Source organism: Oceaniglobus trochenteri, from assembly GCF_020529025.1.
GTDB lineage: Bacteria > Pseudomonadota > Alphaproteobacteria > Rhodobacterales > Rhodobacteraceae > Oceaniglobus > Oceaniglobus trochenteri.
Window position 1 is genome coordinate 12,957 of record NZ_JACNMM010000016.1, and the last position, 14,467, is coordinate 27,423.

The following is a 14,467-nucleotide window of genomic DNA, read 5'->3' on the forward strand; positions in this document are numbered from 1 at the left end:
TTTCCTGTTGGAATGTCAATGTGATGCCCAAGGACGATCTGATCTGTGTCGGTGCTGTCGGTGGCGCCTTCGGCGTGCGCGGCGATGTCCGGCTGAAAAGCTTCTGCGCCGATCCTGCGGCCATCGCGGAATATGGCCCCCTCACCACCGAGGATGGCACGCGCAGCTTCGACATCACCCTTACCGGCGCGATCAAGACGGGCTTTTCCGCCCGCCTGTCCGGGGTCGAAACCCGGGAAGAGGCCGACGCCCTGCGCAACATCCGGCTGTTCGCCCCGCGCGACCGCCTGCCGTCGCTTCCCGATGACGAATATTACCACGCCGACCTGATCGGCCTTCCGGTGCACGACACCGGCGGCGCGCTGATCGGCAAGGTGCAATCGGTCCAGAACCACGGCGCGGCCGATCTTCTGGAACTGAAACTTCCCGGCGTGGCCGAAACGGTTCTTCTGCCCTTCACGCTGGCCAATGTTCCCACGGTCGATCTGGGGGCAGGGCGCATCGTTGCCGATCCCCCCGAGGGTCTTCTTCCCTGAGCATGGGAACAGGCCGGGCCCGGGCGGCGTTGCTTCGTCAATACGGCGCCAATGCCGCTGACAAAGGGACAGACCCATGCTTGAACTCATTCTTATCCTCATCGTTGTTGCCGCCGTCGCGGCGCTGCTTGGTTTCGGCCGCATCTCGGGTGCGGCGCTGACCGGTGCGAAATTCCTGATCGGCCTCGCGCTGGTTCTTTTCCTGCTGGTACTGCTGGGCATAATCGCCATCGCCTGAGCGGGGGCGGGCGGTTTCACGGGTTCCGTTCCCGCGCTCATATGCTAGGGCAGTGCGAAATTCCCGAACCGGTATGTTCCCATGACCGAACCGCCCGCCAAATCCCACGGTCGCCTGTCCATCCAGGCCACGGCGCAACCGCGCGTCCTGATGACCGACAGGCCGGATCTGCACGGCGCCTGGTGCGCCCGCATCATCACCCTGTTCCCCGAGGTCTTCCCCGGGGTGCTGGGCGCTTCACTGACCGGAAAGGCGCTGCAAGAGGGGCTTTGGCGGCTTGACGCCATCGACCTGCGCACTTTCGGCGAGGGCAGGCATCGCAACGTCGATGACACGCCCGCGGGGGGCGGTGCGGGGATGGTGCTGCGGGCCGATGTGCTTGACCGTGCCATCCGGCATGCCGCGCGCGGAACGCCCGCCGACCGGGGCCGCTGGCCACTGGTCTACCTTTCCCCGCGCGGCAAGCCCTTCGATCAGCGGATGGCCGAACGGTTTTCCAGGGCCGACGGAATCACCCTCCTGTGCGGAAGGTTCGAAGGCGTGGACGAGCGGGTGATCGAACATCACGGCATCGAGGAAGTGAGCCTTGGCGATTTCGTCATGACGGGGGGGGAGATCGCCGCTCAGGCCTTGATTGACGCCACCGTCCGGCTTATACCCCGCGTGCTCGGGAATCATGCATCCACGGAAGAGGAATCCTTTTCCACCGGTCTGCTGGAACATCCCCAGTATACGAAACCCGCCCATTGGGAAGGCCGCGACATCCCCGACATTCTCCTGTCGGGCCATCACGGCAAGATCGCCCAATGGCGCCGGGACATGGCCGAAAGGCTGACAAAGGAACGCCGCCCTGATCTCTGGCGGGCATATTGCGAAAGCCGCGGTATGGACCCGAAGGATGACCAAGAGCTCTGAGGGCGCATCACACGTTGCGGGCAAACCCGTGCAAACATGAGGAGCCGTCAGATGAATCTGATCGCACAGCTGGAGGCCGAACAGGTCGCCGCACTGGGGAAAGAGATCCCCGATTTCAAGGCGGGTGACACCATCCGCGTCGGTTACAAGGTGACCGAAGGCACCCGCACCCGGGTGCAGAACTATGAAGGCGTGTGCATTTCGCGCAAGCACGGCAAGGGCATTGCCGGTTCCTTCACCGTTCGCAAGATTTCCTTTGGCGAAGGCGTGGAGCGTGTGTTCCCGCTGCATTCGACCAACATCGACAGCATCACCGTGATCCGTCGCGGCAAGGTGCGTCGCGCCAAGCTGTACTACCTGCGCGCCCGTCGCGGCAAATCGGCCCGTATCGCCGAAGTCACCAACTATCGGCCCCTCGCCGACAAGTCTGCCTGAGGAGACGCGTCATGAAAAAAGATACTCATCCCGACTACCACATGATCGACGTCAAGATGACCAATGGCGATGTCGTTCAGATGAAATCGACCTGGGGCAAGGAAGGCGACCAACTGGCGCTGGATATCGACCCCTCGGTTCACCCGGCCTGGACCGGCGGCAACACCCGCCTGATGGACACCGGCGGCCGCGTGTCGAAGTTCAAGAAGAAATACGAAGGCCTGGGCTTCTAAGCCGGGTTTTCACCGCGAATTCGGAAGGCCGCCCCATGTGGGCGGCCTTTTTCGTTGGCCGGAACTGCGGTTGCGAAAACCTGCTAGACCCTGTGCCAGCATTGCCCCAGATGCGCCCCCACGCGCAGGGCCTGGGCCGCGACGGTCAGCGCCGGGTTGACCGCCGCCGACGCGCCGTCGACGCCCGACCCGATGATCACCACATCGGGGCAAGGCGCCGCCTGCTGCGCCTCGGTGGTCATCGCCTATTGCCCCGGGCGGGAAATCTGCAAGGTGATGCTGCCATCGGCGGGGTAGAGCGGAATCAGGCAGGCCTGAAGTGCGTGATAGATGTCGGGCTTGCCGGTAAAGACACGTTCGACCGGTTGCAGGTCGGTGTCGAGTTCGGGAAACCAGCCGCCGAAATCGGGGTCCATCAGGTGGCGGGCGGAAAAGCTCCAGATGCGGCGATACCAGGTTTCGAAAACGGGTTTGCCGGTCGAGCGCAGGAGGGCGCTGGCGGCGGCAATGCCTTCGCAGCAGGGCCACCAATAGCGATCGGGCACATCGGGCCGACCGTCCCAGCCAAGGGTGTAATAGAAGCCGCCCTTTTCAGCATCCCACCCGGTTTCACAGGCGGTCAGGAACATGGATTGCGCGGCTTCGGGCATCCAGTCGTGCGCCCGCCCGCCCAGTTCCCACAGCTGGATCAGCAGCCGCGCCCACTCCAGCGCATGGCCCGGCGTCACGCCGCGCGGGCGCAGCATCGGATCGCCGGAATAGTCGCGATCAACCGTCCAGTCGGCGTGGAAATGTTCGGCCACGCGCCAGCCTTCGGCGCGGGCATGACGGTTGATGATCAGCTCCGCGATGCTGTTGGCCATCTGAAGATAGCTGGAGTCCTGCGTCGCCTCGAAGGCGGCCATCAGCGCCTCGGTCAGGTGCATGTTGGAATTCTGGCCCCGGTAGTCGCTGATCGCCGACCAGTCCGCCTTGTATTCCTCGGTGGTGGCACCTGCCTTTGCGTCCCAGAACCGGTCGTGCAGAACCTGCGTGATGTCGCCCAGAAGCCGGTCGGCATCGGGATGGCCGACAACCTTGGCCGACGAGGCCGCAAGCAGGACGAAGGCATGGCCATAGGCCTGCTTGCTGTCGTTCGACGGGCCGCCGTCGCCCATGGTCCAGAAATATCCGCCATGGGTTTCATCGCGGTGGCCGGACCAGAGAAACCGCATCCCGTGGTCGATGGCCGCATCCGCGCCGGGCAGCCCCTGAAGGTGGGCGATGGCCGCGCAATGCACCATCCGCGTGGTGATGTGCAGCTCGCGGTTGGGCGAGTCGAGCCGGGGTTCGCCCATGCGGTCGAGATCGTGAAAGCCGCCTTCGGGGTCGATCGAGACGGGCAGGAAGAAATCGACAAGCCCGCCTGCCTGGTCCAGCAACCACTGTCTGTGGGCCGGTCGGTCGATGAACCTGGGGCCTGTTGCGTTCGACCAAAGCGATGTGGTGGTCATTGCCGTTTCTCCTTTAGGCGCATTCCCTGCCGGTTTATCGGCGCCAATCGGCAGGGCTGCAATCGTCATCTTCGCACGGGCCTTCCGAGCGCCTTGCCTGCCGTTGGATCTTCCTCCATCCTCCGCCCGGCGGGTTGTTGCCCAGCCGCGGGCAGCGCCGCCATGACGGGCCGATATCGTTGCGATGGGCGGCGAATCGCCCATGAAACAAGCAGTGCGGCGCGAAAGCCACGAAAGTGGCTGGCGTCCCTTGGAGACTGCCATTAACCTGTGGTAGTTTTTCGCGTAACGTGATTTACGAGGCTCAACTCGAGATTTTTGGTGAGGACCCAATGAAGATTTCAAATTTCATCCCGACAGCCGCCGCCGCCGTTTTTGCACTGGGTACATCGGCCAGCGTCGCCGCAGCCGAGACCTGCGTTATCGCCCTGCCGTTCGATTTCGGCAGCGCGGCCGTGTCGACCACGAACAAGGGCCTGCTGGATATTGTTCGCAGCAAATACAATGGCAAAACCGTCGATCTGGCGGGTTACACCGATGCCGTCGGTTCCGAAGCCGCGAACCTGGCACTGTCCAAGCGCCGTGCAGCAACGGTTTCCGACTATCTGACCAGTGGCACCTCGATCAAGGTGAACAACGCCACCGGCTTTGGTGAGAGCAACCTGAAGGTCGCCGATACCGGCCCGAATCAGCTGAACCGCCGCGTGGAAGTGACGGTTTCCGATTGTAAGGCCGAAGACTTTGACAACCTGCCTGCCGGTGCGGGCCTGCTGGGCGGTGCCGGTGCGGCAGCCGCTATCCTCGGCGCGATCGTGATCATCGGCGCCCTGGGCGACAACGGTGGCGGCGACGGCACCAGCGGATCGGGCTCGGGTTCGGGTTCGGGCAGCACCGGTGGTTCGGGCAGCGGTGGCGGCAACTAAGCCGCTCCGACCCAAGACCACAGACTTTCGGAACGGCGCCTTCGGGCGCCGTTCTTCGTTTGCAGTCGGGCAAGGAACAATATCGGGCAGGGCGCGTTTTTCCTTCAACTTGAAAGGGAAAACACCATGAACGGGATCATCTACCTAGTCGGACTTATCGTCATCGTCTTGGCGATCGTGCAGTTCGTCCTGTAACCCATCGCAACCGGCAAGTTCGGTTTCCAGAAAGCGTTCGAAGGCATCCAGATGGATGGCTTCGAACTGTCCGAAGGCCTGCATCCAGATCGAAGCATCGCGCAGGGCATCGGGCTCCAGCTTGCACCACTTCACCCGCCCGCGCTTTTCCTGCGTGATCAGGCCTGCCGTGGCCAGAACGCCAAGGTGCTTTGAAATGGCGGCAAGCGAGGTCGAGAAACCGTGCGCCACATCGGTCACGGCCATGTCGTCTTCCAGCAACATTGACAGGATCCGCCGCCTTGTGGGATCGGCCAGGGCGGCGAAAATGGTGTCGAGGTTCTGGCTCATGGCCCGAGCAGTGGCACTGCCCTGAATGTTCGTCAACCGTATGGTTGAATATGGCTTTGGCGGGCATTCCAGCCTGAGGGTGAGGAGCGGCGCAGGATTGCCTTTGCTGACCGCAAGATAAAGCGAGTAATTTCAATGAATTATACGGCCCGTTCTGCGTTGCAGCGACGGCTTGACTCGGGGCGCCGGCATTCATAGTGTCCGCGCAGCCGTCCAGAGGGGGTGTGCCTTGGCCGATGATCCGCAGAGCGAGCGCATGAAGGCGCTGGACCGCAAGATCGCCGCTGCCAAACAGGCCAATGCCCCCAAGGCGCGGCAGGATGAACACTATTCCACGGCGAACATCGCCTGGCGAATGGTGATCGAGCTTGTGGCCGGTCTTGGGATCGGCTTTGGCATCGGGTACGGGCTGGATGTGCTGATGGGCACGCTGCCCATATTCATGCTGATATTCATAGGCCTGGGGCTGGCTGCCGGTGTGAAGACGATGATGCGCACCGCGAAAGAGCTTCAGGACGACGCGATACGCGCGGCGGGCGAAGACCCGCACGCGTCTGACAAAAGGGACTGAGGGCACATGGCAGCCGAAGGCGGAAGCGGTCTGAGTATTCATCCGATGGACCAGTTCAAGGTTCAGCCCCTGTTCGGGGACGGACCGGTGGGCATGTTCACCATCACCAACGTCACCCTGTGGCTGGCGCTGGCCGTCGGTGCGGTTCTGCTTCTCATGGTGCTGGGCACCAAGGGGCGCGCCGTGATCCCCGGGCGGGCGCAGTCGGTGGCCGAACTGGCCTATGGCTTCGTGCACAAGATGGTCGAGGACGTGTCGGGCAAGGAGGGGCTCAAGTATTTCCCCTACATCATGACGCTGTTCCTCTTCATCGTATTCGCCAACTTCCTGGGCCTGATCCCCATGTCCTTCACCACGACCAGCCACATCGCCGTTACCGCGGTGCTGGCTCTGGGCGTGTTCCTGACCGTCACCATCCTGGGTTTCGTGAAGAACGGATCGAAGTTCCTGGGCCTGTTCTGGGTGTCCAGCGCGCCCCTGGCCCTGCGCCCGATCCTGGCGATCATCGAGCTTATCTCGTACTTCGTGCGCCCGGTCAGCCACTCCATCCGTCTTGCGGGCAACATCATGGCCGGTCACGCCGTGCTGAAGGTGTTCGCCGGTTTCGCAGCCGTCACCGCCGTGGCGCCGATCGCCATCGCGGGCATGGTCGGGGTCTATGCCCTGGAAGTGCTGGTGGCCTTCATCCAGGCCTATGTTTTCACGATCCTGACCTGTGTGTACCTCAAGGATGCCCTGCATCCCGGTCACTGACGGTCAGCCCGACACAACATCACATCAATACCTAATTCCATCGTAAGGAGAGAAGACATGGAAGGCGATATCGCACAAATGGGTCAATTCATCGGTGCCGGCCTGGCCGCCATCGGTTCCGGCGCCGCCGCCATCGGTGTGGGCCACGTTGCAGGCAACTTCCTGGCGGGCGCCCTGCGCAACCCGTCGGCTGCCGCAGCCCAGACCGCGACCCTGTTCATCGGCATCGCATTCGCAGAAGCGCTGGGGATCTTCTCGTTCCTCGTCGCGCTGCTGCTGATGTTCGCTGTCTGATCCAGCTTGATCCTTACGGCCGGGTGGGCGGAAACGCCCGCCCGGTGGATTGCAAGGTTTCAAGGGGGACGACATGGCAACCGAAACAGCTGGGCACGGGGCCGATACGGTCGCCCATGAGATCGAGGCGGGGATGCCCCAGCTCGATTTCTCGACCTTCCCGAACCAGATATTCTGGCTGATCGTAGCGCTGTTTGCGATCTATTTCATTCTGTCCCGCATCGCTTTGCCGCGCATCGGGTCGGTTCTGGCCGAACGCCAGGGGACGATCACCAACGACATCGCCGCTGCCGAAGAGCTGAAGCTGAAGGCCGTCGAGGCCGAGAAGGCCTATGACAAGGCGCTGGCCGATGCCCGCGCCGAGGCAGGACGCATCGTGGCCGCCGCCAAGGCCGAGATTCAGGCCGATCTGGACGACGCGATCCAGAAGGCCGACGCCGAAATCGCAGCCAAATCCGCCGAGTCGGAAAAGGCGATCAACGAGATCCGCGCCGGTGCCATGGAAAGCGTCGAGGCCGTGGCCAAGGATACGGCCGGGGCAATCGTTGCCGCACTGGGTGGGTCCACCGATCAGGGCGACATCGACGGTGCCGTTCAAAGCCGGTTGAAGGGGTGAGAGATATGCGCAAGTTGACACTCGCCCTGACGGTCGCGCTGGCGGCAACGCCCGCACTTGCGGCATCGGGGCCGTTCTTTTCGCTGGGCAACACGGACTTCGTGGTCCTGATCGCCTTCATCCTGTTCATCGCGGTGCTGATCTATTTCAAGGTTCCGCCGATGCTGACGGCGATGCTGGACAAGCGGTCGGACGAGATCAAGTCGAACCTGGACGAGGCCCGCAGCCTGCGTGAGGAGGCTCAGACCCTTCTGGCATCCTACGAGCGCAAGCAGGGCGAAGTTCAGGCCCAGGCCGACCGTATCGTCGCCGCCGCCAAGGAGGAGGCCGACAGTGCCGCCGCCAAGGCCAAGGCCGACCTCGAGGTTTCGATCCAGCGGCGTCTGCGTGCAGCGGAAGAGCAGATCGAATCGGCACAGAGCAACGCCGTGAAGGAAGTGCGCGACCGCGCGATCCAGGTGGCTGTCGCTGCTGCGGCCGATGTGCTGACCAAGCAGACCGATGGCAAGCGGGCATCGGCCCTGATCGACGATTCGATCAAGACGGTCGAGGCCAAGCTGCACTGATCGCAGCGTCTGGTGTAGAATTTGGAAAAGGCCCGGGGCGGATGCTCCGGGCCTTTTTCCTTGGGGCGCCTCTCTTGCCTGAGGTTGCGCCCTTGGTGGGCGCCGGACTGGGGCGCTGCCCCAGACCCCGGGATATTTCAGGACCAAAGATGGGGGCACCTAGCGGGCCTGTTCGTGTTCCAGCCTTTGGCGCGCGATGGTTTCGTTGCGTTCCGCTGCGTGCTGGTCGCTGAGGGCCGTGCGGACATAATCGAGATGGGTTTCGATGGCGGCCCGGGCGGCTGCCGGATCGCGGGCCTGGAGCGCGGCGTTGATGAGGCGGTGCTGGTCGAGCAGCATGGCGCGGGTGGTGCGTTGCTTGAACATCACCTGCCTGTTGTAGAAGACGCCCTGGCGCAGCAGGTCGTACATCGAGCGCATCATGTGCAGCATCACGACATTATGGCCGGCCTCGATGATGGCAAGGTGGAAGGCGGCGTCGAGCTGCGAGTCCTGTTCGGGGTCGCCGCTGCTGTGCTCCATCTTTTCCAGCAGGGTCTGGACCAGCCGCAGATCGGTTTCGGTGCCGTGGCGGGCGGCGCGTTCAGCGGCCAGCCCCTCCATGTCGCGGCGGAAGGCGATGTAGTCGAAGACTGCCTCGGGGTGGGCGGAGAAGAGTTGGGTCAGGGCCGGGGGGAAGGCGGCGCCCAGGCTGGCGGAAACGAAGATGCCTGCATTGGCCCGGCTTTCCAGCAGGCCGCGCGATTGCAGGGCGGCGATTGCCTCGCGCAGGGAGGGGCGGGAGACGCCCAGTTTCTCGGCAAGGTCGCGTTCGGAGGGAAGCCTTTCGCCGGGGCGCAGGATGCCGCGCAGGATCAGCAGTTCGATCTGGCGCACCACGGCGCCGGATAGCTTTTCGGGCTGCACCCTCTGAAACGGCATGGTCTGGGCCCCCGGTTGAATTGGTCAAACGATATGACCAGCGGCGAAAGGGGGCAAGGGCAACGAAAAAGGCCGGGCGCTGTGGCCCGGCCTTTCCCTGCATCTGCTGTCCCGATCAGTTGGTCGGGCGGATGATGATGTCGACGCGGCGGTTCTGCGCCCGGCCATCGGGGGTGAGGTTCGAGGCGAGGGGGCTGTCTTCGCCCATGCCCACGGCGCGCAGGCGCGATGATGACACGCCGTTCGAGGCCAGGATCGCAGTGACGGCCTGGGCGCGGCGCTGGGATAGGTCCAGATTGTAGGCGCTGGAGCCGGTGTTGTCGGTGTGGCCCTGAACCTCGACCACCGAATTCGGGTAGCGGTTGAGGTTGGCGGCCAGCACACCAAGATCGCTGCGCAGCCCGCTGGCGACGGCTGTGCTGTCGGTGGCGAAGAGGATGTCCTGGGGCATGCGCACCAGAAGATCGTTGCCGCGGTTCACGACCTCGATCTGGCCATTGCCGAAGTCGCCACGCAGTTCCGCCGCCTGCTTGTCGAGGATGTTGCCGACAACGGCACCACCGGCGGCGCCGATGGCCGCGCCGATGGCGGCGTTCTTCAGGCGGTCGCTGCCGCTTTCCTTGGTGCCGCCCAGAACGGCGCCGATGGCGGCACCGGTCAGCGCGCCGGTGCGGGTGCGGTTGGGATCGCCTGTCATCGGGTCGGTACAGGCCGTCAGGGCAAAGGTGCCTGCGGTCGCGGCCAGAAGGGCATATCGTTTAGAAATCATTTTGTCCTCGCTCGAATTTCGACACATCTCCAACGTGTGATATAGGCCATCGGGTTCCATACCTGACAGGAAGAAATGCGCCGTCGGCGGATGATCGCCGCACGTTTGCGTGTGGTTCAGAGATCGGTGACGGCCGATTCATGGGCCAGCATGGCGCGTTTCACCGGCAGGCCCCAGTGATAGCCCCCCAATCCGCCGGATTTGCGCAGGGCCCGGTGGCAGGGAATCAGCCAGCTTACGGGGTTGCGGCCCACGGCGGTGCCCACGGCGCGTACGGCCTTGGGGTTGCCGATGCTCTGGGCGATGTCGCCATAGGTGGTGACATGGCCGGTGGGCACGGTCAGCAGCGCTTCCCAGACCTGCAACTGGAAGGGCGCCCCGATCAGGTAAAGCGGCGTGGGGTCATCGCCCGCCGCCGCCCCGAAGGCCGAACGCACCCAGGGGCGCAGCATTCCCGCGTCTTCGCGAAAGGTGGCGCGGGGCCAGCGCGCCATCAGGTCGTCGCGGGCTGCCGCTTCGCCGGTTTCCGCGGTGAAGGCCATGCCGCAGATGCCCCTTTCGGTGCCCAAGACAAGGGCAGGGCCGAAGGGGCTGTCGAAGAGACCATGGCGGATGGTCAGCTCCGCGCCCTGGCGGGCGAAATCGCCCGGCGACATGGATTCCCAGCGCAGGAAAAGATCGTGCAGCCGTGCATTGCCCGAAAGCCCCACGGCATCGGCGGTGGCCAGCGTCGTGTGCCTGTCGCGCAGCAGGGTCTTGGCATGGCCCAGCCGCAGGTATTGCTGAAACCGCTTGGGCGAAATTCCGACCCAGCGCGAGAAGACCCGCTGGAAATGTGCCGGCGACAGGTTCATGTCACGGGCGATATCCTCAAGCGTCAGGTCGCGGCCTTCGGGGGCGTCCAGGCGTTCGATGGCGCGGCGCATCAGCGGCCAGTAATAACTTTGCTCGATATCTGACATGGGGTGCCTTTCTGTCGTTGCGGTCAGAATAGGCGCGCCATGCCCGCTGCGCGATCCGGTTTTTGCGCATTGGCGCCCGGTTCGGGGCAATCCGGGCTTGTTTGGTCCCGGGCGCTTGGGCATTAGGGGGGCATGGCGAAACAGCTTTCCTATCGCACGATCCACGAGATCTTTGCCCGGTTCCAGGCCGCCGAGCCGGAGCCCAAGGGCGAGCTTGAGCATGTGAACCTGTTCACGCTGGTGGTGGCCGTCGCGCTGAGCGCGCAGGCCACCGATGCCGGGGTGAACAAGGCGACGCGCAAGTTGTTCGCCCTGGCCGACACGCCCGAAAAGATGCTGGAGCTGGGCGAGGAAGGCGTGACCGAGCATATCAAGACCATTGGCCTGTTTCGCAACAAGGCGAAGAACGTCATCAAGCTCAGCCGCCTTCTGGTGGATGAATACGACGGTCAGGTGCCGTCGTCGCGCGCCGCGCTGCAATCGCTGCCCGGCGTCGGGCGCAAGACAGCCAACGTGGTGCTGAACATGTGGTTCGGCATTCCGGCGCAGGCGGTCGATACCCACATCTTCCGCCTTGGCAACCGCAGCGGAATCGCGCCGGGGCGCAATGTCGACGTGGTGGAACGCGCCATCGAAGACAACATCCCCGCCGAGTTCCAGCAGCACGCCCACCACTGGATGATCTTGCACGGACGCTATGTCTGCCTGGCGCGCAAACCCAAATGCGCCGCCTGCCTGATCCGCGATCTCTGCGCCTACGAGGATAAGAACCTATGAAGAAGTTTCAGGTTGTCGGTATCGGCAACGCAATGGTCGATGTGCTGGCCTCGTGCGACGATGCCTTCCTGGCCGAAAACGGTGTCGAGAAGGGCATCATGCAGCTGACCGACATGGCGCGCGGGGTCGAGCTTTACGGCAAGATCGGCCCGGCCAAGGAGATCAGCGGCGGTTCGGCGGCCAATACCATCGCGGGGATCGCGCATCTTGGCGGGCGGGCCGCCTATGTGGGCAAGGTGAAGGACGATCAACTGGGCGCGATCTTTGCCCATGACCTGCGCGCGCAGGGGGTCAGCTATGAAACCGCCATGGCCGGCCCCGAGGCCGATGGCGAAACCGGGCGCTGCATCGTTCTGGTGACGCCGGATGGCGAGCGGTCGATGAACACCTACCTTGGCGTGACCGAGTTTCTGGCGCCAAGCGACATCGACGAGGCCCGGATGGCCGAGGCCGAGTGGATCTACCTTGAAGGCTATCGCTTTGACGGGCCCGACAGCCACGCCGCCTTTGCCAAGGCCATCGCGGCCTGCAAGGGGGCGGGGGGCAAGGTTTCGCTTACGCTGTCCGATCCCTTCTGCGTGTCGCGCCACCGTGAGGCCTTCCGCGCCTTGATCCGCGATCACGCCGACCTGCTGTTCTGCAACCGCGCGGAAATGCTGTCGATGTACGAGACCGAGGATTTCGACGCCGCGCTGGCAAAGGCCGCGTCCGAGGTGGCCATGGTCGCCTGTACCGACAGCGAGAACGGCGCCCACATCCTGACGGGCGGGCAGCGTTGGCACGTTCCGGCGACGAAGGTGAAGGTGGTCGATGCCACGGGCGCGGGCGATCTGTTCGCCGGGGCGTTCCTCTGGGCGCTGTGCGAAGGCATGTCCCCCGAGGATTGCGGGCGCGCCGGTTGCATCGCGGCGGGCGAGGTGATTTCCCATATCGGAGCCCGGGCCGAAACCGATCTGACCGCCCTGTTCAAGCGGCACGGGCTGGGCTGACCCTTCCGGCGAACGGCATTTGTCATGCAGTTTTCGTTGCGCGGTGAAAAACTGTCGCTACTCTGATCCCATTGTTTACCGGGATTGGAGGATGTCATGGCTTTTCGAAGTGCGTCTTTTTTCACATCCGCCCTCTGCATCGCCGTGATGCTGATCGGCGGGCCCGGCGCGGCACAATTGGCCCGCCCGGCAGAGGGTGTCGGCATAGCGGTTGACGGGGCCACCCCGACGCCCGCGCCCACCCCGGCCCCTGCGCCAGCGCCAAACCCGGCCCCGGCGCCAAACCCGAACCCGGCACCCGCACCCGCGCCGAACCCGGTGCCGCCGCCGGTGCCCGCCCCCAACCCCGGCCCGCCGCCGGTGCCGCCACCCCCCGAACCCGAACCGGTGAAGGAACTGGCCTATCACATCGTGATCAACGGACAGCCGCAGGGGCCGTTCAACGCCGAACAGCTCAAGGCCAAGGTGGCCAGCGGCGATCTGGTGCGCAGTTCACTGGTCTGGACGGCGGGCATGACCGATTGGGAGGAAGCGGCAAAGGTGCCCGACCTCGTGGGCATCCTTGCCTCGGTCCCGCCCAAGCCGAAGTTCGATGCCGCCGCCTTCATCGCCGGGGTCTGGGTGGCCGACCCACAGCAGACGCAGATCCCCAACATCGGGCCGGCCACGGTGAACGCGCGCACGACCTATAACCGCGATGGCACCTATTCCTTCCTTGGCACCGTCGACGCGATGATACAGGGCTATCCGACCCGTCAGACCATCACCAGCGACGGCACCTATACCGCGAAGGAACAGGGGCCCGGCAAGATCCTGATCACGCCCAACGGCATGATCACCTACAGCATGGCGGGTCAGCAGCCGCGGACGGATTCCAACAACACGCCCTTCGTCGTGACGATCGCGGATCAGGACACCCTGGTCAGCGACGATGGAACCCGGTCGCGCCGGCTTCGCTGACCGGTTGCGCCGCGCGGTCTGCGCGGCGCTGCCGGGCCGTCAATCGCCCAGCTTGGCGTGCACCTCGTCCAGGTCGATTTCGCCGATGGGCATCTTGTTGGCCGGATTGTCGAAATCATAACGGAACAGTTCGAAGTCGCGTTTGTAGATCTCGCGCACCAGGTGCATCGACAGGTCGTCGAAGTAATCCTCGACCGGGTGCGCCCGCTTGGGGCCGTGGCCCTCGGATTCGTTGAACCGGGGAATGTCGGACAGCACCACGGGATGCGGCGTTTCGATCCGGTTCAGGACGTCCTGCATCCCGTCGTTGAACCTCTCGGTCCAGAAGATGCTGTCATACCGCCCGCCGTTGACGATGAATGTCGAAACATGGCCGGACATGGCCGACCAGTGAATGTCGGGGTCCATGGGTTTGCGCCAACGGATGGTATCGCGCACGAACAGAAGGAAACGGCGGAACGAACGGATCTGGTCGAAATCGTCCTGCCCGTCGTCGCCGCCCACCTCGATCCCGTATTTCTGGATCAGCAGCGGCACGAGGTTGCCGCGATAGCGTTTGCCGTTGCGCTGTATGCCGCAGATCTTGTCGAAAAAGCTGGACAGGACGCGGGTATAGGGGTTGCGCACGCAGGTGAAGGCGGGGGCGCTGTGGTTCTGCACGGCGCGGGTGATCAGGGGCTGGCTTTCGTCGATGGCCCATTTGTGCAGCCCCGAGGTGGCATCATGGATGTCGCCGTCGAAGAACCGACCGTGATCGGAATAATAGAGGATCTGCCCGATCGTCGAACAGGCACATTTCGGGACGACGCGATAGACAACGCTTTCGCTTGTCGTCATCCAGGTTCCGGGAAACCCCATGGCAATTCCATCTCCTTGCTTGCCCCGTTTATGTGACAACGCCGCGCGAATGCACAGAAAAATCCCGCTGTTGCGGTCGTCAGGCTGACTTTTCCCCGTTAGGGGTTAAAACAATACCAGCAAGAATGGCAGT

General features: G+C 63.9%; 21 protein-coding genes. 14 read left to right on the plus strand and 7 right to left on the minus strand.

The genetic code is table 11. The annotated features are described in order from the left end of the window. Positions 1 to 23: 23 nt before the first annotated feature. The 5 genes from rimM to rpmE all read left to right on the plus strand — a co-directional run bounded on the left by rimM (position 24) and on the right by rpmE (position 2,357). A complete protein-coding gene (gene rimM / locus H7828_RS20120) occupies positions 24 to 536 on the plus strand; it encodes a ribosome maturation factor RimM (RefSeq protein ID WP_226782863.1) in 513 nt (170 codons plus the stop codon). A 76-nt stretch (positions 537 to 612) separates the two neighbouring features. Beyond that, positions 613 to 774, plus strand: a complete 162-nt coding sequence (locus tag H7828_RS20125; protein WP_226782864.1) for a DUF1328 family protein — start codon at positions 613 to 615, stop codon at positions 772 to 774. A gap of 81 nt (positions 775 to 855) precedes the next feature. Further along, the gene (gene trmD / locus H7828_RS20130) at positions 856 to 1,689 is read left to right on the plus strand and encodes a tRNA (guanosine(37)-N1)-methyltransferase TrmD (protein ID WP_226782865.1); all 834 of its coding nucleotides are present in this window, start codon (positions 856 to 858) and stop codon (positions 1,687 to 1,689) included. Between the two features lie 51 nt (positions 1,690 to 1,740). Then, a complete protein-coding gene (gene rplS / locus H7828_RS20135) occupies positions 1,741 to 2,124 on the plus strand; it encodes a 50S ribosomal protein L19 (protein ID WP_226782866.1) in 384 nt (127 codons plus the stop codon). Positions 2,125 to 2,135: 11 nt separating this feature from the next. Next, entirely contained in the window at positions 2,136 to 2,357 is a 222-nt protein-coding gene (gene rpmE / locus H7828_RS20140) for a 50S ribosomal protein L31 (protein WP_226782867.1), read from the plus strand. An 83-nt stretch (positions 2,358 to 2,440) separates the two neighbouring features. On the opposite strand, the gene H7828_RS20145 is transcribed toward rpmE, so the two are convergent. Then, positions 2,441 to 2,599, minus strand: coding sequence for a hypothetical protein (locus tag H7828_RS20145; RefSeq protein ID WP_226782868.1), 159 nt, complete (start codon positions 2,597 to 2,599; stop codon positions 2,441 to 2,443). A 3-nt stretch (positions 2,600 to 2,602) separates the two neighbouring features. After that, a complete protein-coding gene (locus H7828_RS20150) occupies positions 2,603 to 3,850 on the minus strand; it encodes an AGE family epimerase/isomerase (protein WP_226782869.1) in 1,248 nt (415 codons plus the stop codon). Between the two features lie 290 nt (positions 3,851 to 4,140). On the opposite strand from H7828_RS20150, the gene H7828_RS20155 reads away from it, so the two are divergent. Then, positions 4,141 to 4,773 carry an OmpA family protein gene (locus H7828_RS20155; RefSeq protein ID WP_226782870.1) on the plus strand — a complete coding sequence of 211 codons (633 nt, stop codon included), beginning with the start codon at positions 4,141 to 4,143 and terminating at the stop codon, positions 4,771 to 4,773. 144 nt (positions 4,774 to 4,917) lie between these two features. Here the strand turns inward: H7828_RS20155 and H7828_RS20160 are convergent, their stop codons facing one another. After that, positions 4,918 to 5,298 (minus strand): ArsR/SmtB family transcription factor, encoded by a 381-nt coding sequence (locus H7828_RS20160; RefSeq protein ID WP_226782871.1) that lies wholly within the window; start codon positions 5,296 to 5,298, stop codon positions 4,918 to 4,920. A gap of 229 nt (positions 5,299 to 5,527) precedes the next feature. Here H7828_RS20160 and H7828_RS20165 point away from each other — a divergent pair, with 229 nt between their 5' ends. The 5 genes from H7828_RS20165 (at position 5,528) to H7828_RS20185 (ending at position 8,098) form a co-directional block, all read left to right on the plus strand. Then, the gene (locus tag H7828_RS20165) at positions 5,528 to 5,869 is read left to right on the plus strand and encodes an AtpZ/AtpI family protein (protein ID WP_226782872.1); all 342 of its coding nucleotides are present in this window, start codon (positions 5,528 to 5,530) and stop codon (positions 5,867 to 5,869) included. Between the two features lie 6 nt (positions 5,870 to 5,875). Further along, positions 5,876 to 6,622 carry a F0F1 ATP synthase subunit A gene (locus tag H7828_RS20170; RefSeq protein ID WP_226782873.1) on the plus strand — a complete coding sequence of 249 codons (747 nt, stop codon included), beginning with the start codon at positions 5,876 to 5,878 and terminating at the stop codon, positions 6,620 to 6,622. 57 nt (positions 6,623 to 6,679) lie between these two features. Then, positions 6,680 to 6,916 (plus strand): F0F1 ATP synthase subunit C, encoded by a 237-nt coding sequence (locus H7828_RS20175; protein WP_226782874.1) that lies wholly within the window; start codon positions 6,680 to 6,682, stop codon positions 6,914 to 6,916. 73 nt (positions 6,917 to 6,989) lie between these two features. After that, entirely contained in the window at positions 6,990 to 7,532 is a 543-nt protein-coding gene (locus H7828_RS20180) for a F0F1 ATP synthase subunit B' (protein WP_226782875.1), read from the plus strand. Between the two features lie 5 nt (positions 7,533 to 7,537). Further along, the gene (locus H7828_RS20185) at positions 7,538 to 8,098 is read left to right on the plus strand and encodes a F0F1 ATP synthase subunit B (RefSeq protein ID WP_226782876.1); all 561 of its coding nucleotides are present in this window, start codon (positions 7,538 to 7,540) and stop codon (positions 8,096 to 8,098) included. Positions 8,099 to 8,257: 159 nt separating this feature from the next. Here H7828_RS20185 and H7828_RS20190 read toward each other — a convergent pair whose 3' ends face one another. From H7828_RS20190 to H7828_RS20200, 3 genes are all read right to left on the minus strand, one after another. Continuing rightward, entirely contained in the window at positions 8,258 to 9,019 is a 762-nt protein-coding gene (locus H7828_RS20190; RefSeq protein ID WP_226782877.1) for a FadR/GntR family transcriptional regulator, read from the minus strand. A gap of 115 nt (positions 9,020 to 9,134) precedes the next feature. Further along, a complete protein-coding gene (locus H7828_RS20195; RefSeq protein WP_226782878.1) occupies positions 9,135 to 9,788 on the minus strand; it encodes a YiaD family glycine zipper/OmpA-like lipoprotein in 654 nt (217 codons plus the stop codon). Positions 9,789 to 9,904: 116 nt separating this feature from the next. After that, positions 9,905 to 10,750, minus strand: coding sequence for a methylated-DNA--[protein]-cysteine S-methyltransferase (locus tag H7828_RS20200; protein WP_226782879.1), 846 nt, complete (start codon positions 10,748 to 10,750; stop codon positions 9,905 to 9,907). A gap of 132 nt (positions 10,751 to 10,882) precedes the next feature. On the opposite strand from H7828_RS20200, the gene nth reads away from it, so the two are divergent. From nth to H7828_RS20215, 3 genes are all read left to right on the plus strand, one after another. Continuing rightward, positions 10,883 to 11,527: an endonuclease III gene (gene nth / locus H7828_RS20205; protein ID WP_226782880.1), complete on the plus strand. Its 645-nt coding sequence runs from the start codon at positions 10,883 to 10,885 to the stop codon at positions 11,525 to 11,527. Next, positions 11,524 to 12,516, plus strand: coding sequence for an adenosine kinase (locus H7828_RS20210; RefSeq protein WP_226782881.1), 993 nt, complete (start codon positions 11,524 to 11,526; stop codon positions 12,514 to 12,516). The genes nth and H7828_RS20210 overlap by 4 nt, the downstream gene beginning before the upstream one ends. Before the next feature lie 96 nt (positions 12,517 to 12,612). Continuing rightward, complete coding sequence (locus H7828_RS20215; protein WP_226782882.1) at positions 12,613 to 13,476, plus strand: DUF4339 domain-containing protein; 864 nt, start codon at positions 12,613 to 12,615, stop codon at positions 13,474 to 13,476. Between the two features lie 39 nt (positions 13,477 to 13,515). Here the strand turns inward: H7828_RS20215 and H7828_RS20220 are convergent, their stop codons facing one another. Beyond that, a complete protein-coding gene (locus H7828_RS20220; protein WP_226782883.1) occupies positions 13,516 to 14,334 on the minus strand; it encodes a sulfotransferase family protein in 819 nt (272 codons plus the stop codon). Positions 14,335 to 14,467: the final 133 nt, after the last annotated feature.